Source organism: Qipengyuania aestuarii (assembly GCF_019711535.1).
Lineage (GTDB): Bacteria > Pseudomonadota > Alphaproteobacteria > Sphingomonadales > Sphingomonadaceae > Qipengyuania > Qipengyuania aestuarii.
Window position 1 is genome coordinate 363,124 of the sequence record NZ_JAIGNP010000002.1, and the last position, 25,732, is coordinate 388,855.

20 protein-coding genes are annotated in these 25,732 nt (G+C 61.1%); 11 read left to right on the forward strand and 9 right to left on the reverse strand.

All coding sequences use genetic code 11. From position 1 onward, the window contains the following. Nucleotides 1-2: 2 nt before the first annotated feature. A complete protein-coding gene (crtY, locus tag K3175_RS06970) occupies nucleotides 3-1,208 on the reverse strand; it encodes a lycopene beta-cyclase CrtY (RefSeq protein ID WP_247710773.1) in 1,206 nt (401 codons plus the stop codon). 89 nt (nucleotides 1,209-1,297) lie between these two features. On the opposite strand from crtY, the gene K3175_RS06975 reads away from it, so the two are divergent. Further along, a complete protein-coding gene (locus tag K3175_RS06975) occupies nucleotides 1,298-2,179 on the forward strand; it encodes a MipA/OmpV family protein (RefSeq protein ID WP_221542650.1) in 882 nt (293 codons plus the stop codon). Nucleotides 2,180-2,195: 16 nt separating this feature from the next. Beyond that, complete coding sequence (locus K3175_RS06980; protein WP_345719336.1) at nucleotides 2,196-2,807, forward strand: DUF2585 family protein; 612 nt, start codon at nucleotides 2,196-2,198, stop codon at nucleotides 2,805-2,807. 50 nt (nucleotides 2,808-2,857) lie between these two features. Here K3175_RS06980 and K3175_RS06985 read toward each other — a convergent pair whose 3' ends face one another. Then, a complete protein-coding gene (locus tag K3175_RS06985) occupies nucleotides 2,858-4,915 on the reverse strand; it encodes a S9 family peptidase (protein WP_221542651.1) in 2,058 nt (685 codons plus the stop codon). 126 nt (nucleotides 4,916-5,041) lie between these two features. Here K3175_RS06985 and K3175_RS06990 point away from each other — a divergent pair, with 126 nt between their 5' ends. The 3 genes from K3175_RS06990 (at nucleotide 5,042) to K3175_RS07000 (ending at nucleotide 8,600) form a co-directional block, all read left to right on the forward strand. Continuing rightward, nucleotides 5,042-6,313: a metal-dependent hydrolase family protein gene (locus K3175_RS06990; protein WP_221542652.1), complete on the forward strand. Its 1,272-nt coding sequence runs from the start codon at nucleotides 5,042-5,044 to the stop codon at nucleotides 6,311-6,313. Nucleotides 6,314-6,418: 105 nt separating this feature from the next. Continuing rightward, complete coding sequence (locus tag K3175_RS06995; RefSeq protein WP_221542653.1) at nucleotides 6,419-8,254, forward strand: DUF885 domain-containing protein; 1,836 nt, start codon at nucleotides 6,419-6,421, stop codon at nucleotides 8,252-8,254. A gap of 181 nt (nucleotides 8,255-8,435) precedes the next feature. Continuing rightward, a complete protein-coding gene (locus tag K3175_RS07000; protein WP_221543212.1) occupies nucleotides 8,436-8,600 on the forward strand; it encodes a hypothetical protein in 165 nt (54 codons plus the stop codon). An 89-nt stretch (nucleotides 8,601-8,689) separates the two neighbouring features. Here K3175_RS07000 and K3175_RS07005 read toward each other — a convergent pair whose 3' ends face one another. Next, nucleotides 8,690-10,213, reverse strand: a complete 1,524-nt coding sequence (locus K3175_RS07005) for an alanine/glycine:cation symporter family protein (RefSeq protein ID WP_221542654.1) — start codon at nucleotides 10,211-10,213, stop codon at nucleotides 8,690-8,692. 236 nt (nucleotides 10,214-10,449) lie between these two features. Here K3175_RS07005 and secE point away from each other — a divergent pair, with 236 nt between their 5' ends. Both secE and nusG read left to right on the forward strand, forming a co-directional pair. Beyond that, the gene (secE, locus tag K3175_RS07010; protein ID WP_221542655.1) at nucleotides 10,450-10,683 is read left to right on the forward strand and encodes a preprotein translocase subunit SecE; all 234 of its coding nucleotides are present in this window, start codon (nucleotides 10,450-10,452) and stop codon (nucleotides 10,681-10,683) included. 22 nt (nucleotides 10,684-10,705) lie between these two features. Then, nucleotides 10,706-11,242, forward strand: a complete 537-nt coding sequence (gene nusG / locus K3175_RS07015; RefSeq protein WP_221542656.1) for a transcription termination/antitermination protein NusG — start codon at nucleotides 10,706-10,708, stop codon at nucleotides 11,240-11,242. A 60-nt stretch (nucleotides 11,243-11,302) separates the two neighbouring features. Here nusG and K3175_RS07020 read toward each other — a convergent pair whose 3' ends face one another. Continuing rightward, a complete protein-coding gene (locus K3175_RS07020) occupies nucleotides 11,303-12,052 on the reverse strand; it encodes a CPBP family intramembrane glutamic endopeptidase (RefSeq protein ID WP_221542657.1) in 750 nt (249 codons plus the stop codon). Between the two features lie 76 nt (nucleotides 12,053-12,128). Beyond that, entirely contained in the window at nucleotides 12,129-12,821 is a 693-nt protein-coding gene (locus K3175_RS07025) for a PspA/IM30 family protein (protein ID WP_221542658.1), read from the reverse strand. Nucleotides 12,822-13,259: 438 nt separating this feature from the next. Between K3175_RS07025 and rplK the strand changes: the two genes are divergently transcribed. Both rplK and rplA read left to right on the forward strand, forming a co-directional pair. Further along, nucleotides 13,260-13,691 carry a 50S ribosomal protein L11 gene (rplK, locus tag K3175_RS07030; RefSeq protein WP_221542659.1) on the forward strand — a complete coding sequence of 144 codons (432 nt, stop codon included), beginning with the start codon at nucleotides 13,260-13,262 and terminating at the stop codon, nucleotides 13,689-13,691. A 4-nt stretch (nucleotides 13,692-13,695) separates the two neighbouring features. After that, a complete protein-coding gene (gene rplA / locus K3175_RS07035) occupies nucleotides 13,696-14,388 on the forward strand; it encodes a 50S ribosomal protein L1 (protein ID WP_221542660.1) in 693 nt (230 codons plus the stop codon). 97 nt (nucleotides 14,389-14,485) lie between these two features. On the opposite strand, the gene K3175_RS07040 is transcribed toward rplA, so the two are convergent. Genes K3175_RS07040 through K3175_RS07050 form a run of 3 tightly spaced genes read right to left on the reverse strand, consistent with a single transcriptional unit; the run spans nucleotide 14,486 to nucleotide 19,727 of the window. After that, a complete protein-coding gene (locus K3175_RS07040; protein WP_221542661.1) occupies nucleotides 14,486-17,377 on the reverse strand; it encodes a DUF2339 domain-containing protein in 2,892 nt (963 codons plus the stop codon). Between the two features lie 43 nt (nucleotides 17,378-17,420). Next, a complete protein-coding gene (locus K3175_RS07045) occupies nucleotides 17,421-18,176 on the reverse strand; it encodes a competence/damage-inducible protein A (RefSeq protein WP_221542662.1) in 756 nt (251 codons plus the stop codon). A gap of 33 nt (nucleotides 18,177-18,209) precedes the next feature. Further along, nucleotides 18,210-19,727 carry a flavin-containing monooxygenase gene (locus K3175_RS07050; RefSeq protein WP_221542663.1) on the reverse strand — a complete coding sequence of 506 codons (1,518 nt, stop codon included), beginning with the start codon at nucleotides 19,725-19,727 and terminating at the stop codon, nucleotides 18,210-18,212. 139 nt (nucleotides 19,728-19,866) lie between these two features. On the opposite strand from K3175_RS07050, the gene K3175_RS07055 reads away from it, so the two are divergent. Then, a complete protein-coding gene (locus K3175_RS07055) occupies nucleotides 19,867-20,895 on the forward strand; it encodes a LacI family DNA-binding transcriptional regulator (RefSeq protein WP_221542664.1) in 1,029 nt (342 codons plus the stop codon). 85 nt (nucleotides 20,896-20,980) lie between these two features. Then, on the forward strand, nucleotides 20,981-24,313 hold the full coding sequence (locus K3175_RS07060) for an amidohydrolase family protein (protein WP_221542665.1): 3,333 nt from the start codon (nucleotides 20,981-20,983) through the stop codon (nucleotides 24,311-24,313). Between the two features lie 58 nt (nucleotides 24,314-24,371). Here the strand turns inward: K3175_RS07060 and K3175_RS07065 are convergent, their stop codons facing one another. Beyond that, nucleotides 24,372-25,715, reverse strand: coding sequence for a methyl-accepting chemotaxis protein (locus K3175_RS07065; RefSeq protein WP_221542666.1), 1,344 nt, complete (start codon nucleotides 25,713-25,715; stop codon nucleotides 24,372-24,374). Between the last annotated feature and the right edge of the window lie 17 nt (nucleotides 25,716-25,732).

The following is a 25,732-nucleotide window of genomic DNA, read 5'->3' on the forward strand; positions in this document are numbered from 1 at the left end:
GGTCACTTTCCTTGGACGAGCGGAGCGCCCTTGCCAAGCAGAGCCTTCATGGCGCGGGCGATGGGCACAGGCGGTTTTCCGGTGAGGATACGCATCTTGTCGAGCGGGGTTGAGCGGGCGGCGTAAAAGCGTTCGATTAAAGATTCCGGTAGTCGGTAGAAGCGCTCGAATACCCGATATCGTTCCTCCGGCTCCGCCGCTTCGAACAGCATTTTCCCAAGCAGCCGGTAATAGGCGGTACGCTGCCAGTGCGATTTTGCCCGCTCGTCGACCAGTTGGGGCAGACGTGCGAGATTTTCGCGGGCTGCTTCGGCGATCGCCAGAGCGTTCTCGACGGCGATGGGCAGGGTGTAACTTGTCAGGGGGTGGACGAAGCCGCCTTTCGCTCCCGCCAAGGCCACCCCCGGTTGGGCCAATGATCCACGATAGGCTGAAAAATCCCCGCCGGTGACGACAGGTAGCACACCCGTCTCCTCATGCAGGACCTGGAATCGCCAGCGTTGTTCCTCGGCATAATCAGCGATGCGCTGGCGCAGAAGCGGCGCGTCGAGCTGCGGACTGTCTGCATAATACGTGTCTTCGACGAAGATTTCGTCGTCGCTCAGCGGCAATAAGTAAACGAAGCGATAGGCGCCCGGTTGATCGACGGCCGCATCCATGATCACCGGACGATCCACCCCGTGCGGGCGATCCGTCTTCAGGTTCTGGCCGAGGAAAACCTGCCATCCGCCGGTAAGATGCTCGCTCGGCTGAGCGTCCCGGCAGTCGAGAACCATTGCAGCCGCAACGCGCTTGCCGTCCGAGAGGGTTACTCCCTCGCTGTCCAGCCCCATCACCTTTGCGCACGTGCGGATTGCCGATTGTGGCAGTTCACGCCGCAGTGCGAGGTCGAAATCGCGGCTGCCGAGCGAACGATAATCGCTTTGCAGGCATCGGCTGTAAGCGGGAAAACGGACCTCGTTGCCCCCGCTCCACTGCATCTTGCGAAACCTCTGCATCAGCTTGGTGCCGCGCGCGTCCAAATCTCCCTCGAACCAGCTCCAGCGGTGATTGCCTCCGAAGCTCTCACCTGCTTCGAACAGACCTACCGTGAGCTGCGGTGCATAATCTCGCACGGCCAAGGCAATCAATCCGCCGGCAAGGCCGCCCCCGACGATGGCAAGATCGATATTTTCAGAATTCATCGGGAAATGGATTAGAAGCGCCATGCATTGGCGGCAACGTCCTTTTCTACTAACGCGGGCATACCAGATAACGCATTCCTGTGTCTGCCAGGAATAAATTGAGGGAATATTGAATGATTCGTTTCGTGCCTGCGATCGCCGCCGCTGCTATCTGCGCGCTGGCCGCGCCTGCTGCCGCCCAGCAGACTGACACTGCCGCACCGCTTCCGACCGGAGAGGAAGGCACGGTATTCGACGGCGATTTTCTCAGCGTCGGCGTCGGTGTCGGTTACAACCCCAGCTACTCAGGCAGCGACGACTACAATGTGAACGTCCTGCCGATCGTCCAGGGTTCTGTATGGGGCATCGATATCAATCCGCGCCCCGCCGGCCTGGCGCTCGATCTCATCCCCGACGCGGCGGAAGGTGTTTCCTTTTCCGCCGGCCCGATGGTCCGCCTGCGCAACGACCGTGTCGACGCCGATGACATCAACGACGATGTCGTTGCAGCTTACGGCGAGCTCGATCGCGCTGTCGAGGTCGGCGCTTCGGTCGGGGTGAAGTTCCCGCAATTGCTCAACCCCTTCGACAGCCTCAGCCTTTCGCTCGACGCCACTTGGGATGTTGCGGGCGCTCATGATGGCCGCACGATCAGTCCGTCGGTGACCTATTTTACGCCGGTCAGCCGCGCGACCGCAGCTTCGCTATCGTTCAGCACCAGCTTCGTGGACGATGATTTCGCTGATTATTATTATTCGGTTCCCTCGACCAACGCTGCTCTTCCCGCCGAGGACGTGCTCCCCGGGTTCAATGCCGAGGGCGGAATGCAAAGCTATGGCCTCAACCTGCTGGTCGCTCACGATTTGAGTGGTGACCTTACCGATGGCGGCCTCTCACTGGTCGGCATTGGCGGGTGGACGAAACTTGTGGGAGACGCGGCCGATACGCCGTTCACCAGCATCCGCGGTGATGATGACCAGTATCTCGTCGCGCTTGGCGTCGGCTACACCTTCTGAAGACGGGGGCTGGCGGGTGACCGGTCGCGCTTCGCTGACGGGGAACCCGCTTGCCGCCCATCGGGGCGCCTGGCTCGCCACCTTGGCGCTGTTCCTGGCGACGCTGGCTATCCTGCTGGCCATGGACCGCCCGCTCATCTGCACCTGCGGTGACATCAAGCTATGGCATGGTGTGGTGCAGTCTTCGGGCAACAGCCAGCACATAACGGACTGGTACAGCCCGAGCCATTTTATCCATGGCTTGATCATGTATTTCCTGGCCTGGTTGCTTTGGTTGCGCTGGAGCGTGTTCGGAGGTCGGCTGGCGAAATGGGCCCTGCCAATCGCGGTCGGCATCGAAGCAATCTGGGAAGTGGTGGAAAATACGCCGATGATCATCGATCGGTACCGCGAAGTAACGGTCAGCTTCGGCTATGTCGGGGACAGTATCGTCAATTCCATGGCGGACATCGGCTGGATGATGGCTGGTTTCCTCATCGCTTTCCGTCTGCCGTGGAAGGTCAGCGTCGCACTGGCAGTGCTGTTGGAACTGCTGACCCTGTGGATCATCCGCGACAATCTTACGCTCAATGTGGTGATGCTGTTCTGGCCGATCGAGGCAATTCGCGAATGGCAATCATTGGGCTGAGATAACGCCGGCAATGTGAAAAGGGCGACCTAATGGCCGCCCTCTCCTCCTCAGTCTTCTGCCTTGCCAGCCCCGGTCGTTCCAGCCGGGAGTTCGGGCCTGCTATCGGGAAGCGGAGCATCCCGGTCGCCCGTTTTCAGGTAAGTGTCGAACCAGCGCATCATCCGCAGATTGTAGTCGTAGCGCGAGGCAGCCTTGGAGTTGCCGTGGCCTTCGCCCGGATAAAGCACGAGCCGAACCGGCACTTCAGGCTTGCGCACCTTTATGGACCGATAGAGTTCATAGCTCTGGCTGGGCGAAACGCGCGTATCCTCTTCGCCGTGCATGATGAGCAGCGGCGTATTGGCCTTGTCTACGTGATAGATCGGGCTGACTTCGAGCATGCCCTGCCAGTCGTCCCACGGCCATTTGCCTGAATGCACGTTGTACATCTCGTAGGGAATATCGGTGGTACCGAACTTCGAAATCTGGTTCGAGATCCCGACGAACATCACACCGGCAGCAAATTCATCGGACAGGGCTGTCGACGACCAAGCAGTGGCATAGCCGCCGTATGATCCGCCGGTCACGCCGGTGCGATCCGGATCGGCAATACCTTCGCTGACGAGGGCGCGCTTGGCATCGACGAGATCGGTGAATTCAGGGTCGGTATAATTGCCCGTGTGCTGCTTTGAGAACGCTGTCCCATAGCCGGTGGAACCGCGATAGTTGGGGAGGAACACCGCATAACCCTGGCCCGCGGCAACCTGCCCGGGAGAGGAATAGCCCGTGACCCAGCCATTGCTGTCATGCGCTTCCGGTCCGCCGTGAACGTTTAGGATCAACGGGGCGCCGCCGCGTGGGGCTCCCCCGACCGGTTCGATCAGGACGCCTTCGACTTCCTGACCGTCTCGCGCGTTATAGCGGAACGTGCGCTGCGTGCCGAAGTCGATTTCGGAGAGCCAGGGATTGTGCCGCGTCCAGCGATTGAAGCTCCCATTGTTCCACACGAACAGTTCTGTCGGATGGCTGGGGCTGCTTGCTTCCACCGCCAGGGTGTTGCCACCGGCCTCGACACTCGAGAGGATTAATGCGCCGCCGTCATGCTCTTCGGCAACGGTACCATCGGGATTGTAGATACGCAGAGCGCTCTGCGCTCCCTTGTGGATGACTGCCGCGAGGCGGCCGTCGGCGAGCCATTCCGCATCGACCGCTGCTTCCGGCGCACCGGCGTTGAGTGCGCGATAGGTGCCGGTCGCGACATCGACCAGGTGCAGCGTCGTGTCGGCGGGATCGTTCATGTCGACGCCTGCGATCATCGAAAGCTGGCGGCCATTGGGCGACACTTCGATATCGCCAAGTTTGCCAGGCGTTTCGATCACGCGCAGCACCTTGCCGGTCTCCAGGTCGAGGACATGCGCCCGCTTGGAGGTGTAGGCATCATCGATCTGCGGCGTGGGCGCGCTGTCGACAACTGCGGTCTTGCCGCCGGGCGCGATACGAAAACCGCTGACGTAGCCCGGGATCGTGACCGCCACCGGATCGCCATCGACTTCCTGGCCTAAGCTGGCAGAGAACAGCCGGTTGAGGCGCGCCTCCTCTTCGTACACGATAGCATTGAACCCTGCTTCGGCCTGCTTTTCACGATCCTCGTTTTCCTTCGCCGATGCCAGCATCCAGATACGCGAACCGTCGGGCGCCCAGGCGTAGGAGCGAACGTTCGCATCTTCGACCGCGGCCAGCTTGCGCTGTGCACCGCCATCGACGGGTATGCCCCAGACGGCCCGGTCTTCTCCTTCGTCGGCCCAGACGAAGCTGACCATGCGGCTGTCCGGGGAGAAGGCGATTCCCGAAACGCTGATGTCGTCGGGCAGGAAATCCCGTGCGGTCATCGGCGCATATGCCATTTTGAGCTGCTGCTTGAAGCTGCCGTTATCCTCGCCATCGGTGATGTCGGGCAGGCTGGCGGTCGTGTAGGCGATGCGGCTGCCGTCGGTCGAAACGGCGATAGTGCCGACGCTTTCGAGCTTGGCGACATCTTCCGGCGTCATCGGGCGCGCTTGCGCGGTAGCACCGATCGAAGCGCTCGCAAGCAGTGATGCGGCGACGGCCATAGGGCGAAGTTTCATGTGCGATCCTCTCCTGTTGAATTGCGGGAGCTTTCATAACGAGCCATGCACAAAGGGCAAACCGGGGGGGGCTTGTCGGTGGCGGGCGGAGACGGCATCACCGAAGGCGACAGGAGGAGAGAATTCATGCGCGCTATCACTTTGGGCCTCGTCGGCAGTCTGCTCGCCAGCGCGAGCGCCTTGTCTGCCGAAACTACAATCATCCACGCAGACCGGGTGATCACCGATCCGTCGACCGCACCGATGGGGCGATCGACGGTGACGGTCACCGACGGGCGCATCGTGAGTGTTGAGGAAGGCTGGGCGGAAGCCCCGGAAGGCGCCGAGATGGTCCATCTGGAAGGCAAGACGCTGGTGCCAGGCCTCATCGATCTGCATGTTCATCTGACCGGTGATCCGGGAGGGGACTTCTGGCGCGAAGCGGTGGAGCCGGATGAATGGGGCGTCGTGGTCGGCGTCAAGAATGCGGAAAAGACCCTGAAGGCCGGGTTCACCACCGTCCGCGAAGCCGGCAGCGCGCAGCACACTGCCTTCTCGCTACGTCGCGGCACCGAGGAAGGTCTGATCCAGGGGCCGCGCATCATTGCCGCAGGTCCGCCGCTGGCTATCGTCGGTGGTCATGGGGATGTTTCTGGCTTCAAACCGGAAATCAACGCCATCCTGTCCAGCGGTTACAGTTGCACCGGGCCGGTCGAATGTGCCGAGAAGGTGCGGCGCGCCAGCCAGAACGGCGCGGATATCATCAAGATCACTGCCACGGGCGGGGTTCTCAGCCAGCAGGGTAGGGGATTGGAAGCGCATTTCTCCGACGCGGAGATGAAAAGCATCGCGGATACGGCCCACTCGCTGGGGCTCGATGTCATGGCCCATGCCCATGGGGCGCGGGGGATCGAAGCGGCTGCCAAGGCGGGCATCGATACGATCGAGCACGCAACCTATCTGGACGAAGCCGCCGCGAAGGCGATGAAGGATAACGGAACGGTTTTGATTCCGACGCTCATGGCTTTCCAGGGCGTGACGGAACGGCTCGGGCAAGGTGTCTATACGCCCACGGTCGAAACGAAGATCCGCGACGTGGCCGAAATAGCCAGGGTGTTCATGGGCAAGGCTTACCGCTGGGGCGTGCCGATCGCCTTTGGTACCGATGCCGGCGTGTTCGAGCATGGGCGCAACGCCGGTGAATTCGCGCTGATGGTCGGGCAGGGCATGACCAATCGCGATGCGCTCGCCACCGCAACCACGAATGCCGCCAAGGTGCTCCACATGGAGCACGAGATCGGCCGCATCGCCCCCGGTTATTCCGCCGACATGATTGCGGTGGAGGGTAATCCGCTGGAAGATGTGACCGCGCTGGAGGATGTCGACTGGGTGATGGTGCGCGGCCGTATTGCCGACTAGGCCGGTCGTTGGTCGAAGGGCATAATGCCGCGGTCGGCAGGCGATTTCACTTCGCGGAAGCTTGGGCGTAGAGTGGGCAGATAAACCAGAGGGGGTAATCTGCACATGAAATTCACCCGCATAGCGTTCATCGGCGCATCTGCTCTGTCGCTTGCCGCCTGCGCGACAACCGGACAGCTGGCCAATTCCGAAGCGGTTGCCGACCCTGCCGCGCCGGCGTCCGCTCAGGATGCGGCCCATGACGCGCTCTTCGCCCTGTTCGACGATGCCGATGAACGGAGCCTCGCGCTCAATCCGATGAGTGCGCTGTTCCGCGGGGACATGCGGTATGCCGACCGGCTCGGCGATTACCTGACGGATGAATATAACGATGCGAGCCGGGCGGATGCCGAGCTGAACTTGCGCAGGCTTGGCCAGATCGATCGCAGTGCCCTGACGCCGACCGACCAGCTTGCCTATGACGTTTTTGCATACGACCAGCGCCAAGCGATCAAGGGCTTGGCGCCCGAACTGCTCGCGGTCACCGAAGTGCGCCCGGTGAATCACTTCTCCGGCTTCCACACTTTCTATCCTGGTTTTGCCAGCGGCCAGAGCGCGGCGCCGTTCGAGACGGTCGAGGATTACGAAAACAACCTCAAGCGGCACGAGAATTATGTCGAATTGAGCGACCGCGCGATCGCCCGTTTCCGCGAAGGTCTGGCAAGCGGAGTGCTGGAGACACAGCTGACGATCGGCAATGTCATCAGCCAGCTCGATACGCAGCTGGCCATGGATATCGAAGAATCGCCCTTCTGGATGCCGGTGACGAATTTCCCGGACGATTTCTCCGAGGCCGACAAATCGCGCCTGACCACGGAATATCGCGCGTCCATCGAGGATATCTACGCCGCGCATGAGCGCATGCGCGATTTCCTGCGTGACGAATATTATGCCGAGGCGCGTACCAGCGTCGGTCTCTCCCAGATGAAAGGCGGACCGGCTCTCTACCGGCAGCTGATCGAGGACACGACCACGCTGCCGCTGACCGCCGATTATCTCCACAATCTGGGCCTGGCCGAAGTCGCGCGGATCAAGACCGGACTGGAAGAAATCAAGGCCGAGGTCGGGTTCGACGGCACGCTCAACGAATTCTTCGATTATGTCCGCACCGATGCGCAGTTCAAACCTGAAAGCCGGGCAGCGCTGACGCAGAATTACTACGACATCGGCAAGCAGGTAGACGCGAAGATCGGCGACTATTTCTCGCTCGTTCCGGAGACCCCGCTGCTGATCAAACCTTACGAGGAATATCGCGAGCAGTTCAGCGCTGGCGGGTCCTACGAGAGCGGGGCACCGGACGGATCGCGCCCGGGGACCTTCTATTTCAATGCCTATGATCTGCCGAGCCGCCTGACGACCGGCAATGTCACGCTTTACCTCCACGAGGGCGCCCCGGGGCATCACTTCCAGATCAGCCTCGCGCAGGAAAACGAGGACCTTCCGGCTTTCATGCGGTTCGGCGGCAAGACCTCCTATGTCGAAGGATGGGCGCTTTACGCCGAAACCCTCGGCTACGAGATGGGCTTCTACGACGATCCTTGGAACCGCTATGGCACGCTCCAAGACGAGCAGCTTCGTGCCATGCGGCTGGTCGTCGATACCGGGCTTCATGCCAAGGGCTGGACGCGCCAGCAGGCAATCGACTTCATGCTGGCGAACAGCGGAATGACCGAAACCGAAGTGGTCGCCGAAGTCGAACGTTATATCGCCATTCCGAGCCAGGCGCTGGCCTACAAGGTGGGCGCGCTCAAGATCCAGGAACTGCGCGAGCGGGCGGAGCAGCAGCTGGGGGATCGCTTCGACATCCGCGACTTCCATGCCCAGGTGCTGGACACCGGCGCGCTGCCGCTTCCGGTCCTGGAAGCCAAGATCGACCGCTGGATTGCCGGCGGGGGCGGATAGTTTCGCTGGCATCGACCGAAAAAAGTAGCTTGTACTGATATACGCTGCTTCCCGGGAAACCGCGGCTCACGATGGTTAATGTTGCAGGCGCGCCACAGCTATCGCGTCTTCTCCATGGCGCGCCCGGGAACCGGATTCTGGCGTAAGTGGTTCTACCCAGCGGACGAAGGGAAAAGATTTCATGGAGGAATTGCCCATGTCGAGCTTGTCCTACCGCAGCAGCCGCCCCGACGGGTGGGTGAAGCCCAAGACTTATAGCGATGCCAGCCTTCGCTATAAGCACCACGGGAAGATCATCCCGATGGAAGAACCGGGTTTCCTCGCACGTCTGTTCGGTGCTCGCTGACAAGAATGGTTTAGTCACGATGAAAGACAGGGGCCGGGAGTAGCGATACTCCCGGCCCCTTCTTTATGCCGCCGGCGAGGCGGAGGAGATCAGTACTCCTCCGGTTCCTCGGGCGTCTTGGCGGTGAAGGTCTTGCCCGCAGTCTTGTCCCCGCGCGAAAGCGCGAAGACGACACCGGACAGGAGCACCAGTGCAAGGAGGTTGGGGACGACCATCACGGCATTGGCGATATCGCCCATGCGCCAGATAAGGTCGCTTTCCCGGCTCGCCCCGACGAAGATGGCCACGCACCACAGCACGCGCCACGCCATATGGAGGATCCTCTCGCCGCCACGGGTCGAGCCCGGGATGCGGTCGTAGATGAAGGTGAGCGCCCGTTCCCCGTAGTAGCTCCAGGTCAGAAGCGTCGTAAACACGAACAGGAGCAGCGCGATGCTGGCGATCAGCGTGCCCAGCGGGATCGCGCCGATTTCGAAGGGGAAGGCCGCGGCAAAGGCGCCACTGGTCATGGCGAAGCCATCGAGATCGGCTTGCCAGGCATGCAGCACCGGCGCGCCGTTATGCGTGAAATTGCCTTCCACCGTCAGGATGACCAGCGCCGTCATGGTGCAGATCACGATCGTGTCGATGAAGGTCCCCAGCATCGCCATGCGGCCCTGGAACTGCGGATCGTCGGTCTGCGCCACCGCGTGCGCGATCGGGGTCGAACCCTGACCGGCCTCGTTGGAGAACAGGCCGCGGGCCACACCCGCGCGGATCGCCAGGATCACGGCCGCGCCCACGAAACCGCCGCTGGCCGACTGCGCGTTGAATGCGCCGCCGAAGATCCGGCTGAAGGTTTCCGGGATGTCCTGGATGTTGAGGAGGATCGCGATGATCGCCATCACGATGTAGGTCGCCGCCATGAAGGGGACGACCTTTTCCGCGACGTTGCCGATCGACTTGATCCCGCCGATGATCACGATGAACACCAGGATCGCCACGATCAGCCCACCGAGCCATTCCTCGATGCCGAACAATTCGTTGAGCCCATCGGCCACGGCATTGGCCTGGATGCCATTGCCGGTGACCAGCGCGCTGATCAGCGTGCCGATGCAGAAGAAGATCGCTAGCCAGGTCCACTTGGGGCCGAGGCCAAGCATGATGTAGCTCATCGGGCCGCCGCGATACGTGCCGTCGCTGGTGGTTTCGCGATAGCGGATCGCCAGCGATCCTTCGGCAAAGGCCAGCGCCATGCCGAACAGCGCGGTAATCCACATCCAGAAGATGGCGCCCGGACCGCCCAGGGCGATGGCCGTTGCGACGCCGGCAAGGTTACCGGTTCCCACCTGGCCCGAAAGGGCGGTGGAAAGCGCCGCAAAAGGGGAGATTTCACCTGCGCCGCCGCTCTTGCGGCCAGCGAACAGGTTCTTGACTGCTGCGGGCAGGTTCGTGACCGGATAGAGCCGGAGGCCGATCATGAACCACAGACCTGCGCCCAGCAGGATGATTGCCAGCGGGGGGAAGGGCAGAATGGCCTCGCCATTCCACGTTCCACCCCAGATGAAGTCCGCCACATTGGTGACGGGGCCAAGCAGACGTTCGTCGAACGTAGCCGGTTGGCTTGTTGCCATTGAATTTCCCCTCATGCGTCCCGTAATCGAGAAGCGCGCAGGCTAGCCATGCGGGGGGCGCTTGAAAAGGCGCAATTGCGCTGCTTCCCACGGCTTGCGTTTTTATTGCGCTCCGCCTAGACGGCTTTGCGTCTTCCGACATCGATGAAGGAAAAGCCCCTCCCGACCTTGTATCGGGGCGGCGAAACCCCCATCCCGGAAGCGACACAAATTCTAGCTTCGAGAGCGCATTCATCATGGCCGAAAAAGCCGACAACACAGCCAAGGTCGCAAAAGCGAACAAGACCTCGCCCGCCGAGTTCATTCGGCAGGTACAGACCGAAGGCCGCAAGGTCGTGTGGCCGACATGGCCCGACACGGTCCGCATCGCGATTTTCGTGTTCATCATGATGACGATCCTCTCGCTCTTCTTCCTCGGCGTCGATTCGCTGTTCGGCGCCCTGGTGCGCTGGCTGCTGACGCTGGCCTGATCTGACAGGGGTAACGAGACACATGGCACGCTGGTACATCATCCACGCCTATTCCGGCTTCGAGAACAAGGTTCGCGATTCGATTATCGCGGAAGCCGAACGCCTCGGCCTGTCCGAAGGCGTCGAAGAAGTGCAGGTTCCGACCGAAACCGTGACCGAAGTGAAGCGCGGCAAGAAGGTGCAGGTCGAACGCAAGTTCATGCCCGGCTACGTGCTGGCAAAGCTCAACATGACCGACGACGTCTATCACCTCGTGAAGAACACGCCGAAGGTCACCGGCTTCCTCGGCAATAACAACAAGCCGCAGGCCATTTCTGAGCGTGAAGCCGCCCGCTATTTCGGCGGTGTCGAAGAGGCGAAGTCCGCTCCGAAGAAGCAGGTCAGCGTCGATTACGAAATCGGCGATCAGGTCAAGGTGCTCGACGGGCCCTTCGCCAGCTTCAACGGTGTTGTCGAGGAACTCGATTTCGACAAGCAGAAGGTCAAGGTTTCGGTTTCGATCTTCGGCCGCGCCACTCCGGTGGAACTGGAATTCGAACAGGTCGAACTGGTCAAGTAAGACCCTACGAAACGATTTTCGATAGGGCGCTCTTCCGCTGGGAAGGGCGCCCTTTTCGTGTCAGGTCGCGGGCATGATGCCCAGCTTGGTGGCGTATGACAGGCTCATCATGATCGTGTCCACCGCGACATGGGCGATGATGCAGGCCCACAGATTGCCCTTGTTGTGAAAGCGCAGCCAGCCCAGACCGATGCCGACCACGCCTGTTATGATCACGCCGCCCAGCCCCTGATAGGCGTGGGGGAGGCCAAACAGAATCGCCTGGATAAGGATGATCGGCCAGACCCTGCCGCGCAGGCCGCCAAGGCGGGAAAGCCGGTCCATGAGATAGCCGCGCCACAGCAATTCCTCGCCGAAACCGGCCGAAAAGAAGGCAACCAGCGCGATCCACAGCGCGAATTGGAACGGGCTTTCGGTGACCCAGCCCAGCACCTGCCCGACGTCGGGCGTGGTCAGGCCGATCGCTTCCACCAGCATCGCGCCGAGCGTGAACCATCCGATGATCGCGACCGTCGCGGCCACCGCCCAACCCAGGGTGGTGCTCCAGCTCGTTGGCGCTTTCAGATTCCACGCCTGTTCCACCGCGGCATCGCGGCGCAGCCAGTACCAGGCCATCAGCAGGGCCCCGGCCATGCCGCCCGCCGTGGACAATGCAGCTCCGGTGGAGGTAATCGAAAACTGGCCGTCAGCCGTCGTGAAGCCCCAGATCAATGCCGGCGGGATCTGGGCGATGAAATAGACCAGCAGTATCGTGATGAACTGCCAGATGAACCGGCCCCAGCCCAGCTCGCGTGCGTCGGTTCGTATCATGCGCAGTCTTTCTCTCGGTCAATCGGCCGGGAAGATTGGTCCGGCGCCGATCCCGTAACAGCTTGCTGCCGGGTGATCACGCGGCCTTGGTGCGTTTTCCGCCTTTGCCCGCAGCTTTCTTCGTCACCGCGGCGCTGTCGCGCCGCATGGCGGCAAGCTCTTCCTCGATTGCCGAGCCGCGGCGCAATTCCTCGATCTCGCGCTCGATCGAAGCGTTGGCGCATGTCTGTGCGTCTTCCTCCACGGCGAAAGTCGTTCGTTTTTCGAGCGCGTCGATCCGGTCCAATCGGCGCTCCGTGCGGCTGCCATGATGGCTGGCGGCACCTGCCGCAGTGGTCTCAGCGGCCACCTGATCGGCCCGCTTCTGCCTCACCTCTTCGCGCTTTGTTTCGAGCTTGCCGATCGCCGCTTCGATTTCGGCGATATCTTCCGCGAGGCTGGCGATATCGCGGCCGGTCCGTTCTTCCTTCTCCCGGCAGTCTTCCCGCGCCATCAGGGCCTGCCGCGCAAGGTCCTCGCGGCCGTGATCCATCGCGACCTTGGCTTTCTCCGACCATGCCGCAGCTTGGTTTTCGGTCTGCGACAATTCGGTTTCCAGCCGTTCTTTCTGCCGCCGCGCCTTGGTGATCTCGCCGTGAAGATCGACAATGGCATCCTCGATTTCCCTTTGCAGGCGGGAAAGCATTTTCACCGGATTGGTCGCCGCGTCGAGAGCGCTCGTGACGTTGCTGGAAATCAAGTCGCGAACCTGCACAGTAATTCGAAACATGCTATGCCTTCCCCTGCAATTGTATTCCCGGTTAGTCCTGAACAGGTAAATTTCCGCTTATCTTGGCAAGTCGCGCGCAAGGCCGTCGGCGGATGCAGGTGGGGATTTCCTACACGGCTCTGATGGGGCAGGGTTGGCCGATGAATCGCCTCTGCTCCACCACCGGTTTCGCCGCGCGCCAGGCGGCGATCGGGAAGGCGGAAAATTTGCCTCAGGGGTGTGCTCCATGTGCTCCATCCTGTAGGATTACCGCAGGGCAATCCTACTTTCGGCCGTGCTTGCATTTACGGTCAGAATCGCTATGTGCGCGCCTTCCCAAACGACAGTTACGGGAACCCCACGCGGGAGGACTGCGATCCGTCAGGATGCAGACCGCTCGACCGCTCAACATGAGGCATCCTCGTCAGATGGTGCCGACAGTGTGAAAGGAGGCCAGTGATGGCCAAGAAGATCGAAGGCTACATCAAGCTGCAGGTGCCCGCGGGCACTGCAAACCCCTCGCCGCCCATCGGCCCTGCGCTGGGTCAGCGCGGCGTGAACATCATGGAATTCTGCAAGGCGTTCAACGCTGCCACGCAGGACCTCGAAAAGGGCGCTCCCATCCCGACGGTCATCACCGTCTATGCGGACCGTTCGTTCACCTTCGTCACGAAGACCCCGCCGGCATCGTTCTATCTGAAGAAAGCTGCCAAGCTGAAGTCGGGTTCGAAGGAGCCGGGCAAGGTTTCGGCCGGAACCATCAAGCAGAGCGCGATCAAGGAAATCGCCGAAGCCAAGATGGTCGACCTCAATGCGAACGATATCGATCAGGCCATGAAGATCATCGAAGGCTCCGCGCGTTCGATGGGCCTCGAAGTGGTGGAGGGCTAAGCACATGGCAAAGCAGACGAAGAACCAGCAGGTCCGCGCAAAGCTCGACAGCGAGAAGCTTTACACGGTCGAAGAAGCTCTCGCCACGCTGCGCGAGCACAAGTCGAAGTTCGACGAGACCGTCGAAGTCGCGATGAACCTCGGCGTCGACCCGCGCCACGCCGACCAGATGGTCCGCGGCATGGTTTCGCTTCCCAGCGGCACCGGCAAGGACGTGAAGGTCGCCGTGTTCGCCAAGGGCGACAATGCCGAGAAGGCCCTGGCCGCCGGCGCCGACAAGGTCGGTGCGGAAGACCTCATGGAAGACATGCAGAACGGCAATCTCGATTATGACCGCGTCATCGCGACGCCGGACATGATGGGTGTCGTCGGCCGTCTCGGTAAGGTTCTGGGTCCCAAGGGCCTGATGCCGAACCCGAAGCTGGGCACCGTGACTCCGAACGTGGAACAGGCCGTGAAGGACGCCAAGGGCGGCCAGGTCGAATTCCGCGTTGAAAAGCAGGGCATCATCCACTCCGGCATCGGCAAGCTGTCGTTCAAGGACGAAGACCTGAAGACCAACTTCAAGGCTCTGACCGATGCGATCGTCAAGGCGAAACCGTCGGGTGCCAAGGGCAAGTATGTCCGCAAGGTCACGCTGACCAGCTCGATGGGTCCCGGCCTCAAGGTTGACCTCGGCGAAGTCGAAGGCGCGTAAGCTTCACGCTTGATACCCGATAGGAGACAGCGCAAATAAAAAGCGCTTTCCTACACAGAACAGATTTGAAAGGGCCGGGGGAAACTCCGGCCCTTTCTCATTGCGGCGCGGGCGAAGCATTCAATTGCCTGGAATAGAACCAGCCGATCCCGATCAGGCTGGCGCCCAGTGCCACGAAGCTCGCAATGCGCAGCAATCCTTCCAGCCCCGCAGTGTCGATGATGAAGACCTTCAGCACCGTTCCGGTCATCAGCACCAGCGAACCGACCCGCCACAATCGCTCGTCCCGCGCGCTCCCGATCAAGAGAAAGGCGATCGCGAGCAGGATACCGATGAGAGAACGCAGCAAATCCTCGGTCTGAGACATGGGCAGCATATCGAAGTAGGTTCCGGCGAACACCTGCCGCAGCAAGGTCACGCCGCCGAGTGCGGCAAGCGCCATGATCGCGCTGTCGGTAAAGCGCCGCCACTCGGGCCACCACAGCCGCGCGGACCACAAGGCCCCGATGCCAGTCGCATAGGCCGCGAGGGCAAGGTTGGCCAAGGGGACTGGCCCGACAGCCTGATGCTCCCAGAGAGGATTATGCAGGATGACGGTGAACCAGAGGAAATGGAGAAACGATGCGGAAACAAAGGCTGTCGCGATCAGGCGATCCTTCAGCCCCAGCCAGATGCCCCAGCCGATGGCCAATAGCGCGCTCTGCCACAGTGTCCGCTCCGCAAGACCCTTCGCGGCAAAGTCGGGCAGCGAATTCAGCGCGAATAGCTGCTTGAACACGACGTGGGCGACAATGAGCGCGAATGGCAGAGCGATCAAGAAGAGCGGGATCGGCCGTTCGCGATAGCTTGGGATGCTGATTTGAGTAAAAGCCAGCGCGAGCGCAAGCGGGAGGATAAATCCGAACACGCTCCGCAGATTCGGCAGACAGGTCAGCAGCATCGGATCGCCGGCCAGAGCCCGCGTTCCTTCGTATATCCACTCGCCGGTAGGTGTGATGGCCCATAGCGCCATGCAGACGATCAGCGCCAGCGCAGCGGAAGACCGCTCTGGCAAGGCGTAACGGATGGCCACAGCCAGCGTCCCCGCCACCCAGACCAGGACAATCGGCGCGAGGATCTGGGCCAAGGCGGCGAAGAGCAGCAGTCCTGTGATGAACTCGGCTGCCATTCTCGTGCGCACGGAGCTGCGCATTGAGGCAATCGCGGCAAAGGGCAGCCCAGCGGCGAACCAGCGCAGGAAAGACAGGACCGAAGCTTCGCTCCGCCCATCGAACAGCGTGTCGACCTCGCTCAGCCGCTGATCGGCAACGGGTAGCAGGATGAGTGGCCCGAATGCTGCTATCCAGAGGAGTGCGGAAAGCGATCGGCTATCGGCGGCGCGTTCGCGCAGGATGTAGGCCAGACCAAGCGCAATGGCGCTGGCGGCGAACGGCAGGGTGGCATCGGGTAGCAGACAGGCTGCGGCAAGAAAGGCCAGCAGTCCTGCGCTGGCTAGGTTGGCTGCCAGCTCCCCATTGGCCCGGCGTGTCCACAGAGTTAAGGCCGCAATGGTGGGAAGGGCCAGCAGCAAGAACAGGCCGATCCCTTCCCAGATGCGCAGCGCATCGCGGTCGAAAGTATCGAAGGTCCACAGTGCAATCAGGCCGATCACCAGCGGCACGGCGGCGGTGCTGAGCGCTTCAAGCACTGCCTCGCTGCCGCGACGCAGAAGCATGAGCGGGACCGCGGCGAAAATGATCGCAAGCGCGGCAGCGACCACTGCGAAGAAGAAGGGATCGGGTGCTGGCCATAGCTGGAGCAGAACCACTCCGATTGCCGCTGCCATCGCACTGCCAGCACGCATGGCGGGCTTGCTCCAGCCGAACCACGCCAGCGTGGCGCCAAGCAGAAGATAGAGGCCCCAGGCGAGCGGTTGGTAGCCTCCCGCGTCCACCAACACTGCGAGCTGCAATCCGGCCGCGCCAGCCGCAGCAAAACGAATAGGCTGCTCGAATTGTTCGATATCGAGCAGAGCGGGTATCAGCGTCCCGAGAACAACGAAATATAGGCCCAGAGCGAGGATATCGGAAAAAGAATAGTCGCCGCCGATCAGGAGCAGCGCGCCCCAACCCAGCCCGCCCATCAACGCGCCGAGACCCAGCCACGAGCGTTTCTGGCGGTTGGCAGTCTGCGTGAGGCCGCCGGTCACCAGCACGAGATACAGCGCCAGCATCGGCAGGTTCGCATCATCGCCGCCGACCAAGGCAGGCGCAGTAAATCCGCCGACGAGGCCGAGCACCGCGCTTGGCAGGCCAAAGCGATAGGAGAGGAAAATGGCTAGCGCCGTCACACCGGCGAGCCCCAGGAAGGCCAGCGTCTGGCCGATCAAAGCGTACTGCGTGCCGGCGAGATAGAACGCGGCGTAGAGTGTCGCCAGTCCTGCGCCCGCCAGCGCCTGGCGAACGCGTTCGTCCTTTACGCGGTCTTCGAACCGGAAAGTCACTTCGGCAGCGACCAGCAATCCGATGCCAAAAAGGAAAGACAGGGCAACGCGCACTTGCGGCGTAAGCAGTCCGGATTCGATCGAATAGCGGACGAGAAACACGCCTGCCAAAGCCAATGTGATGCCGCCAGCCCAGATGGGGAGGCGGCGTCCGAAAATGTCCTCGAGATCGAGGCTGAAGTTTCTTTGTGGTGCTTGGCTATCGTCGGCTTGCTCGGTGCTCTTTTCCCGCTCGGGAGGTTGCACTTGCGACACGAGCACCGGCTCGTCGCTTCGGCTCAGGGTTACGGCAGGGACTAGGTCCGGCTTCTGCTCTACAAGCGGTTCTGGCTCGGCATCTTCATCTGCTTTGGTTGCAGATCCGGTTGCCGAAGCCAGCGCAAGCAGCTGCCAGGCATGTTCGTGATAGCGATCATTCAGTTCTTCGATCCGCCGTTCGGCAGCCGCGACGCGCTTGAAAAGCACCACGCAGGCGACGAACAATCCGACGGCGACAAGTTCAAGCATTGCAGTTCAGGCTAGTCCGAGCACGACAGTGCGCAAGTCCGACTTAAATTCCGCCGTGGGTAAATGCGAAACCCGCTGCTTCAAGTCCGCGGCACAAGTCGGCCGCGCATTCATCGAGGTCGGCCTGGTTGGTCGATCGGATAACGAAGTTCGCGCCGACCTTTCCTTCCTTGAAGAAGGGGTAGCTTCCGATCTGGCAGTTTTCATGCGCTTTCTCGACATCGCGGAGGAGGCCGGATACCTCGCTTTCCGGGATGAAGCCCCCCACCGTCGCAGAGAGCAGCGGGGCGCCGCCTTCCAGCGTTCCGGTCAGCGCATCGAGCATGCCGGCGGTGATGTGCGGCACGCCTGCCATCATGTGGACGTTCCCGATGCGAATGCCAGGCGCGCCCGACATCTTGTTCGGGATCAGCTCCGCGCCTTCTGGGGTACGGGCCATGCGCATCCGGCCTTCGTTCACGCCGCCCTTGTCCTGATAGTATTGTTCAAGGATTGCGCGCGCTTCGGGATGCACGACGACTGGCACCCCCAATGCTTCCGACACAGCATCGACAGTGATATCATCGTGCGTCGGGCCGATACCTCCGGTCGTGAACAGGTAATCGTAGCTTTCCCGCAGCGCGTTGACCGCTTCGACGATACGCTCGATCACATCCGGGACTACACGCACCTCTGACAGTCTGATGCCTTGTACCTGAAGCCAGCTGGCGACCTGGGCGATGTTCTTATCGTGAGTGCGGCCAGAGAGAATTTCGTCGCCGATGACGACGAGGCCGGCGGTATAGATGCGATCGGTCATGACCTGAGGCTTAAAGCGCTAATCGCGGGAAAGCTACCGGGCAGCTTGCAGAGGTTTGTCATTCTGCGCGGCAGTATTGGCTTTGCTCTGCATCACAAGGATCCCGTCGTCGACCGGCTCCGTCTTCATCCGCTTGCGATCGACCACATATTCCTGGTTCAGTCGCCACGGATATTCGACTGCGTTCTTCGGCATGAGGTGCCTGCTTCGCTGGATATAACCCGAAGAAAAATCGAAGATATTGTCCTCTTCCAGAGTATGGTTCTCGGGCAGGTATGGCACTGCGATATCGGCGCCTTTCTCGGCCATCTCGCTCAGAACACGGCAGATGAAGTCGGCATTTATGTCGGCGCGCAGCGTCCAGCTCGCATTGAGATACCCGAAAACCACGGCCAGGTTGGGCAGGTTCGAGAACATACACCCTTTGTAATAGAACCTGTCAGCCAGATCGATCGCGGTGCCGCCGATCGACAGGCCGATCTTGCCGGCGACCGCCAGCTTGAGCCCTGTCGCGGTAACGACGATGTCTGCGGGAAGGAAGCGGTCGTCGGTAAGCCGCACTCCGCCTTTTTCGAATGCCTTGATGTGGCCGGTGACAATTTCTGCCTTGCCGCGCTTTATCGCGCTGAACAGATCGTCGTCCGGGATGAGGCAAAGCCTTTGATCCCAAGGATCATAGGGCGGTGAAAAGGCGGCCAGATCGTAGTCTTCGCCCATCGTTTTGCGGATGCGCTTGTGCAGCAGGGCGGCCATCTTCTTCGGTTTCCGCCGAGCCATCTTGAAGCTGAAATCCTGAAGTTTGATATTCTTCCAGCGCGTGATCGCATAAGCGACCTTCTCTGGCAGGACCTTCCTCAGGAAATTCGCCACACGGTCTTTTGCCGGTCGCGAGAACATCCAAGTCGGCGTTCGCTGCAGCATGGTAACCTTCGCCGCTGTGTACGCCATGGATGGAACGATCGTAACCGCTGTCGCACCCGAACCGATGACGACGACCTGTTTGCCGTCATAGTCCAGATTCTTCGGCCAGAATTGCGGATGCAGCACCTGTCCGTCGAAATCGCCGAGCTCGAAACCCGGATCATAAGCCTGATCGTAATCGTAATAGCCCGACCCGAGATAGAGCCAGTTCGCGGTTAGCATCTTGCGCTCACCGTCGGGCATTTCGAGCGTCACGTGCCAGCGCGCATCCGCCTCGCGAAAGTCTGCGTAGATGACCTTGTGATTGAACCGGATGTGCCGGCGAATGTCTCGCTCGTCGACTATGCGATGCAGATAGTCGAGAATGGCGGGGCCGTCCGCGATCGTCTTCTCATGGGTCCAGGGTTCGAATTCGAACCCAAGCGTATGCATGTCGCTATCCGATCGCACACCGGGATATCGGAACAGGTCCCAGGTGCCGCCTAGATCCTCGCGGCGCTCGACAATCGCGAAACTGTGCTCCGGAGTTTTTTCCTTCATATGCGCGGCCATTCCGATGCCCGACAGGCCCGCACCCACGATCAGCACGTCGAAATCCGTCGCCCGGCTGCTTGTTGGTCTTTCTCCCATGGAGCAAGGCTATCCCAAGCTGGCGGCAAGGGAAAGGAGGAGCTGCGCAATAAAACGGGGAAGTAGGGCATTCCTGCGGCGCCAAAGTCTCGCCTTGACGCAGCGCCTAGGCTAGGGCGGAGGAGAGTGAGGAGATGCCATGAAAAAAGAGGAAAACGGGCGCCCGCACCGAGTAACGTCGATCGACGTCGCTGAACGCGCCGGGGTCAGCCAGTCTACGGTCAGCAGAGCCCTTTCGGGGTCAGAGACGATTACGGAAGCGACGCGGCGCCGGGTCGAACAGGCGGCTGCCGAACTCGGTTACCACATAAACATGCGCGCGGCAGGGCTGCGCAAGGGAGAAACCGGTACGATAGCGATCGTGGTGATCGGGCGCGATGGTCAGGGACCTGCTGCGATGAACCCGTTTTACTACAGTCTTTTGGGCAGTACGTGTGCGGCGGCCGCCGAGCGGGGATATGAAGCGCTCGTGTCATTCCAGGCGCGGGAAGATGAGCTGTTCGGGCACTATGTGGGGCGCCGCCAGGCTGATGGCGTGGTGGTGATCGGCACGGCGAGTAATGGACCGGCATGGGACTATTTTCGCAACGTGGCCGCCCAAAGCCAGGCAATTGCGTTTTGGGGTTCCCCATTTGACGATGCGGTCTGGGTTCGGTCGGACAATCTCGAAGGCGGACGTCTGGCCGTCGGAAAACTGATTGCGGGCGGCGCGAAAGAGGTGGTCTTCGTGGGAGATCCCAATTCATCGCAGCGCCAGTTTCGAGAACGCTACGAAGGGTATCGAAATGCAATGTCGGAAGCAGGCCTGAAGCCGCGCGAAGCCTTGGTTTCGGAAGGTGCGGATCGGGTTACCCAAGGGCGCAATTCCGTGATCGCGCTGGAGGAGAGCGGGGCGAAGTTCGATGGCCTGTTCTTCGCATGTGACGCGATGGCCCTTGGCGCCCTGGAGGAACTCGCCGCGCGTTCCGTTGCCGTTCCGGAGCAAGTCGGCGTCGTCGGTTTCGACGGGCTGGGATCTGGCGCTTTCAGCAATCCGCCACTCACGACTGTCGAACCTGATTTCGCCGAAGCGGGACGATTGCTGGTGGAGACTGCGCTCGCTGGAGAAGGCGAACGCGCAGAGCGCCGGGTACCAGTCCGCCTGGTCGAGCGCGCAAGCGCCAGATAATGTTTCTCGTCGATTAGCGGTTTACCAAACGGACATGGCGCTGTCTAAAACTCGCCGTCCAATCTCTTAGGGGAGAGATATCATAATGAAGACCAGCATTGCTTCCGCTCTTGCGCTCGTTCTGTGCGCGGGCACCGTCCATGCACAAAATCAGGAGCCCGATCCAAGTCCGAACCCGGTTGAAGAGCAGGAGGTCGATGCATCGCAGGACGAACTGCCACCCGAGGGCAGCGGCGATCAGGTTGAGGCAGCACCGGCCACCGTTCCGATTGCCGGGGAAAGCCAGAAGGACGAGACCTGGGACGTAACGGCTCCCCGCGGCGCGGTTCTGCGCGAGATTGCGATCAATACCGACGAGGGCACCTGGATGGATGTCGATGTCTCGCCGGACGGACGCACGCTCGCTTTTTCGCTGCTCGGCGATATCTACACCATGCCGATCTCCGGCGGCACACCGACGCGCATCGCGGAAGGGCTGGCGTGGGAAGTGCAGCCACGATTTTCGCCTGACGGAAACCGCATCGCGTTCATTTCCGACCGTGCCGGGGGCGACAATCTCTGGATCATGGACGCCGACGGTTCGAACAAGCTGCAGGTGACGAAAGAAGACTTTCGCCTCATTAATCAACCCAGCTGGTCTCCCGACGGGCAATACATCGTAGCCAAGAAGCATTTCACCACACAGCGCAGTCTCGGCACGGGTGAAATCTGGCTTTATCACGTTTCCGGCGGGGGAGGCGTGCAGCTGGTCAAACGCGCTAGCGAAGTGCTGCAGAAGGAATTGGGCGAACCGATCTATGCGCCCGACGGGAATGCGATCTACTACACCCGCAACGTCTCTCCGGGCCCGATTTTCGAGTATGCCCAGGACTCCAACGCCGGTATTTTCAATGTCGAACGCTACGATATCGATACCGGTGAGGTGACTACGGCCGTGGGTGGATACGGCGGCGCTGTCCGGCCAACACCTTCGCCTGACGGCAAGAGGCTCGCTTTCGTGCGCCGCGACAAAGACAAGACACAATTGTGGGTGAAGGACCTTCAGACGGGCGAAGAGCGCATGATCTATGGCGCGCTCGATCTCGACATGCAGGAGACCTGGGCCGTTTACGGCGTCTATCCCATGATGGACTGGATGCCGGACAGTTCTGCGCTGGTTGTTTGGGCCGGTGGCAAACTGCAGCGCGTATCAGCGGATGGCTCGGGAGCGCGCGAAATCCCGTTTCGCATCAACGATACCCGCAAGGTCGCGTCTGCGCCCCATCCCGTCATCGACGTTGCACCGGAAAGCTTCACTGCGAAAATTCCCCGTTTTGCCAGCGTGTCGCCAGATGGCCGCACCGTGGTGTTCGAAAGCCTCGGCAAATTATACGTAAAGCCGGTCGGCAGCGAGGCCCTGCCTGAACGTCTGATTTCGGGTGGCGGTGACAGTCTCGAGCTGTGGCCCACCTGGTCGCGTGACGGGCGGAGGATCGCCTTTGTCCGCTGGACCGATGATGGGCTGGGCAGGATCGTGACGGTCGACGGGCGCGGGCGCGGTGAGCGCATCGTTACCCAGCAGCAGGGCCATTACGCACTCCCCCAATTCTCGCCAGATGGGAATACGATCGTTTTCGAGAAGCGCGGCGGTGGTTATCTGACCTCGCCCAATTATTCTGAGAACGAAGGCGTCTATTCCGTCCCGGTTTCGGGCGGAACACCGCGCCTGATCGCCCGTGACACCTCTACCCCGCAGTTCGGGGCAGACAATGATCGGGTCTTCATGCTGGCACGAGCCGACGGCAATCTGCAGCTTATTTCTGCGGATCTGGATGGCGAGGCGCGGCGGGTCCACGCTCAGGGCGAACTGGCGAACGACTTCAAAGTGAGCCCTCGCGGCGACTATGTCGCTTTCCGCCAGAATTATGAAGTTTTCGCCATGCCGCTGCTTCCCGGCGGCCAGACGGTGACCGTGAGCGAAAAGACCAGTTCCCTGCCCGTTACCAGGGTCAGTAAGGGCGGCGCGGATTACATCGGTTGGACCGATAATGGTTCCACACTGCACTGGTCGATGGGGCCGGTGCTTTATCGCGCCAGCACTGCTGCATTGACACCGACGTCGCCAAGCGAAAGCGCGCCGGAATTCACGCCCCCGGACAGCGGCACCTCGCTTGCCCGGACTATCCGTGCCGACAAGGCGAGTGGAACCGTGGCGATTACGGGCGCGCGTATCCACACGATGGCCGGCGATGGGTCAGGTACGATCGACAACGGGACCATCGTGATCGAGGGGGATCGGATTGCTGCGATCGGTCCCGCAGCGAATGTGGCGGTGCCTTCCGGCGCGACGATCATCGACGCTGCTGGGCAGACGGTAATTCCCGGATTGGTCGACGCCCACGCCCACGGTGCCCAAGGGGTGGGCGACCTCGTTCCGCAGCAAAACTGGTCGCTTGTCCAGAACCTCGCGCTGGGCACCACGACGCTGCACGATCCGTCTTCATCGGCGAGCATGATCTTCTCGGCATCAGAGCGCCAGCGGGCAGGAAATTTGCTTGCTCCCCGCATATTCTCGACCGGCGAAATTATCTACGGCGCCAAGTCGCCGGGGGTATATGCCCGCGTGGACAGTTACGAAGATGCTCTTGCCCACGTTCGCCGTATCAAGGCGCAGGGCGGCATTAGCGTGAAGAACTACAACCAGCCCAGACGCGAGCAGCGCCAGCAGGTTGTGGCTGCTGCACGCGCGGAAAACATGCTGGTCGTAGCGGAAGGCGGCTCGCTCTTCGGTATGGACATGAACCTCGTCGCGGACGGCAATTCCACGCTCGAGCACAATATCCCGGTCGACATCATGTATGATGACGTGCTGCAGATGTTCGGCAATTCGGATACGAATTACACGCCGACACTGGTCGTGACCTATGGCGGCCTCGCGGCCGATCCCTACTGGCGCCAGGCGACCGACGTGTTCGATAATCCGTTACTCGTTCATACCCCGCCCAAGATGCTGCTGGCCGAGACCGGACGCCGCATCAAAGCGCCGGAATGGGCCTTCGTTGACGACAATTCGGCACGCGAGGCAAAGAAGCTAGCCGACCGGGGGGTCAAAGTCAGCATCGGTGCTCACGGGCAGCAGGCGGGCATCGCTGCGCACTGGGAACTCTGGAGCTTCGTTCGCGGCGGCATGACCGCAGTGGAGGCACTTCGCGCTGGTACGATCGAGCCGGCAAAGTCGCTCGGTATGGATCGCGATGTCGGAAGCCTTGAGGTGGGCAAGTTAGCCGATCTCGTGATCCTCACTGCCGATCCTGCCGAGAACATCCGCAATTCGGACGATATTGCGCAAGTGATGCTCGGTGGCCGTCTCTATGATGCAAGGACGATGAACGAAACCGTCACCGGCGATGCTCGGCGCAAGCCCTATTGGTGGGAATAAAAGAAAGGGCAGCTCCGGCCGAGACCGGGGCTGCCCTTGCTACGATGTCGGACGAAAGTCAGGCTGAGCGTATCTGAAAAAGAAACTCATCCACCTTGTCGCGCAGTGTTGTCGCCTGGCTTTCGAGGTCGCTCGAAGAAGCTAGGACCTGACTGGCGGCAGCGCCGGCGGAGATGCTTGTGTCGCGCATGCTCTCGAGATGAGTTGCTACCTGGTCTGTCCCGTGAGCCGCGCGATCGATGCTGCGGGCAAGATCCTGACCGGCCACCGATTGCTGATCGACTGCGCTCGCAATCGATATCGCGGTGGTCTCCAGCTGTTTAATCTGATTGCCGATCGAACGAAGCGCGTTCACGCTGGCGCCCGTGGAGGACTGCATAGCCTGAATCTGCTCCGACACCTCTTCAGTCGCCCGGCTTGTCTGTGCGGCAAGTTCCTTAACTTCGCTTGCGACAACCGCGAAGCCACGCCCTGCTTCTCCGCCGCGAGCAGCTTCGATGCTGGCGTTCAACGCGAGGAGGTTCGTGCGCTGGGCAATCGACTGGATCAGCTCCACGATTTGCCCTACCTGATCGGCGGCCGAGGCTAGAGCCGAAATGGTCTCGTCTGCACCTTCTGCATCATCGGACGCTTTTCGCGCGAGTTCGGCAGAATTCGCCGCCTGCCGACTGATTTCGCTAATCGACATGGCGAATTCGTCAGACGCGGCGGCGGCAGCCGTAACGCCGCCAGATGCCTGCTCCATTGCATTGGAGACCTGACCAGCCTGTCCGGCAGCCTGTTCTGCTGCGCTCGCCATGGTGCCCGCCGTCGCATTAAGCTGGCTGGAAGCCGCGGCAACCCCGCCGACCACTTCACCGATGCTCTGCTCGAACCGGTCGGCGAGCAGCATAAGCTCATGCTTTCGACGCTCCGTAGCAGAACGCCGGCCGGCAAAAAGTTCGTCGAGCTTGATGCCGGACTTTGCGAAAATGCTGAGAGAACGGGACAAGTTTCCGATCTCGTCGGGGCGCGTTGTGTCGCCGACGTCAATGTCCCGTGCACCGTTTGCCAGCCTACCCATTTCTGCCGCGACATGAGTAAACGGGGCAATGACGTCTCGCAGGATCATTTGCATACTGATGAAGCTTGCAATCAACGTCACCGCAAGAACGATGATGATGGCGGTGGCCATCGCCCCTGCCAAATCTGGGTTGTAAATGCCGATGAGACCGGCCGCAGCCAGAAGGGTCATTCCGACGACAGTTATGCCGGTCGATAATTTCGATTTTGTCGTTAGGGAAAGGCCCAGGAACCAACCGCGCAGGCCAGGGACATCGGTTGCTTCGCCCAGCTCAATGCCGTCGACTGCAGCGATTTCCCCCCTCATTTCCTCGGCGAAAATATCGCTTTGCATTTCCATCACGGTTCTCCCCCCAT

Bases quoted from the DNA above. Each gene is read 5' to 3' on its own strand.
- K3175_RS06975 (WP_221542650.1), top strand. From the start codon at position 1,298: ATGATTCGTTTCGTGCCTGCGATCGCCGCCGCTGCTATCTGCGCGCTG.
- K3175_RS07005 (WP_221542654.1), bottom strand. From the start codon at position 10,213: ATGGCAACAAGCCAACCGGCTACGTTCGACGAACGTCTGCTTGGCCCC.
- K3175_RS07000 (WP_221543212.1), top strand. From the start codon at position 8,436: ATGGAGGAATTGCCCATGTCGAGCTTGTCCTACCGCAGCAGCCGCCCC.
- rplK (WP_221542659.1), top strand. From the start codon at position 13,260: ATGGCCAAGAAGATCGAAGGCTACATCAAGCTGCAGGTGCCCGCGGGC.
- nusG (WP_221542656.1), top strand. From the start codon at position 10,706: ATGGCACGCTGGTACATCATCCACGCCTATTCCGGCTTCGAGAACAAG.
- crtY (WP_247710773.1), bottom strand. From the start codon at position 1,208: ATGGCGCTTCTAATCCATTTCCCGATGAATTCTGAAAATATCGATCTT.
- K3175_RS06990 (WP_221542652.1), top strand. From the start codon at position 5,042: ATGCGCGCTATCACTTTGGGCCTCGTCGGCAGTCTGCTCGCCAGCGCG.
- K3175_RS07055 (WP_221542664.1), top strand. From the start codon at position 19,867: ATGAAAAAAGAGGAAAACGGGCGCCCGCACCGAGTAACGTCGATCGAC.
- K3175_RS06985 (WP_221542651.1), bottom strand. From the start codon at position 4,915: ATGAAACTTCGCCCTATGGCCGTCGCCGCATCACTGCTTGCGAGCGCT.
- K3175_RS07020 (WP_221542657.1), bottom strand. From the start codon at position 12,052: ATGATACGAACCGACGCACGCGAGCTGGGCTGGGGCCGGTTCATCTGG.
- K3175_RS07065 (WP_221542666.1), bottom strand. From the start codon at position 25,715: ATGGAAATGCAAAGCGATATTTTCGCCGAGGAAATGAGGGGGGAAATC.
- rplA (WP_221542660.1), top strand. From the start codon at position 13,696: ATGGCAAAGCAGACGAAGAACCAGCAGGTCCGCGCAAAGCTCGACAGC.
- K3175_RS07050 (WP_221542663.1), bottom strand. From the start codon at position 19,727: ATGGGAGAAAGACCAACAAGCAGCCGGGCGACGGATTTCGACGTGCTG.
- K3175_RS07040 (WP_221542661.1), bottom strand. From the start codon at position 17,377: ATGCTTGAACTTGTCGCCGTCGGATTGTTCGTCGCCTGCGTGGTGCTT.
- K3175_RS07025 (WP_221542658.1), bottom strand. From the start codon at position 12,821: ATGTTTCGAATTACTGTGCAGGTTCGCGACTTGATTTCCAGCAACGTC.
- K3175_RS07045 (WP_221542662.1), bottom strand. From the start codon at position 18,176: ATGACCGATCGCATCTATACCGCCGGCCTCGTCGTCATCGGCGACGAA.
- K3175_RS07060 (WP_221542665.1), top strand. From the start codon at position 20,981: ATGAAGACCAGCATTGCTTCCGCTCTTGCGCTCGTTCTGTGCGCGGGC.
- secE (WP_221542655.1), top strand. From the start codon at position 10,450: ATGGCCGAAAAAGCCGACAACACAGCCAAGGTCGCAAAAGCGAACAAG.
- K3175_RS06995 (WP_221542653.1), top strand. From the start codon at position 6,419: ATGAAATTCACCCGCATAGCGTTCATCGGCGCATCTGCTCTGTCGCTT.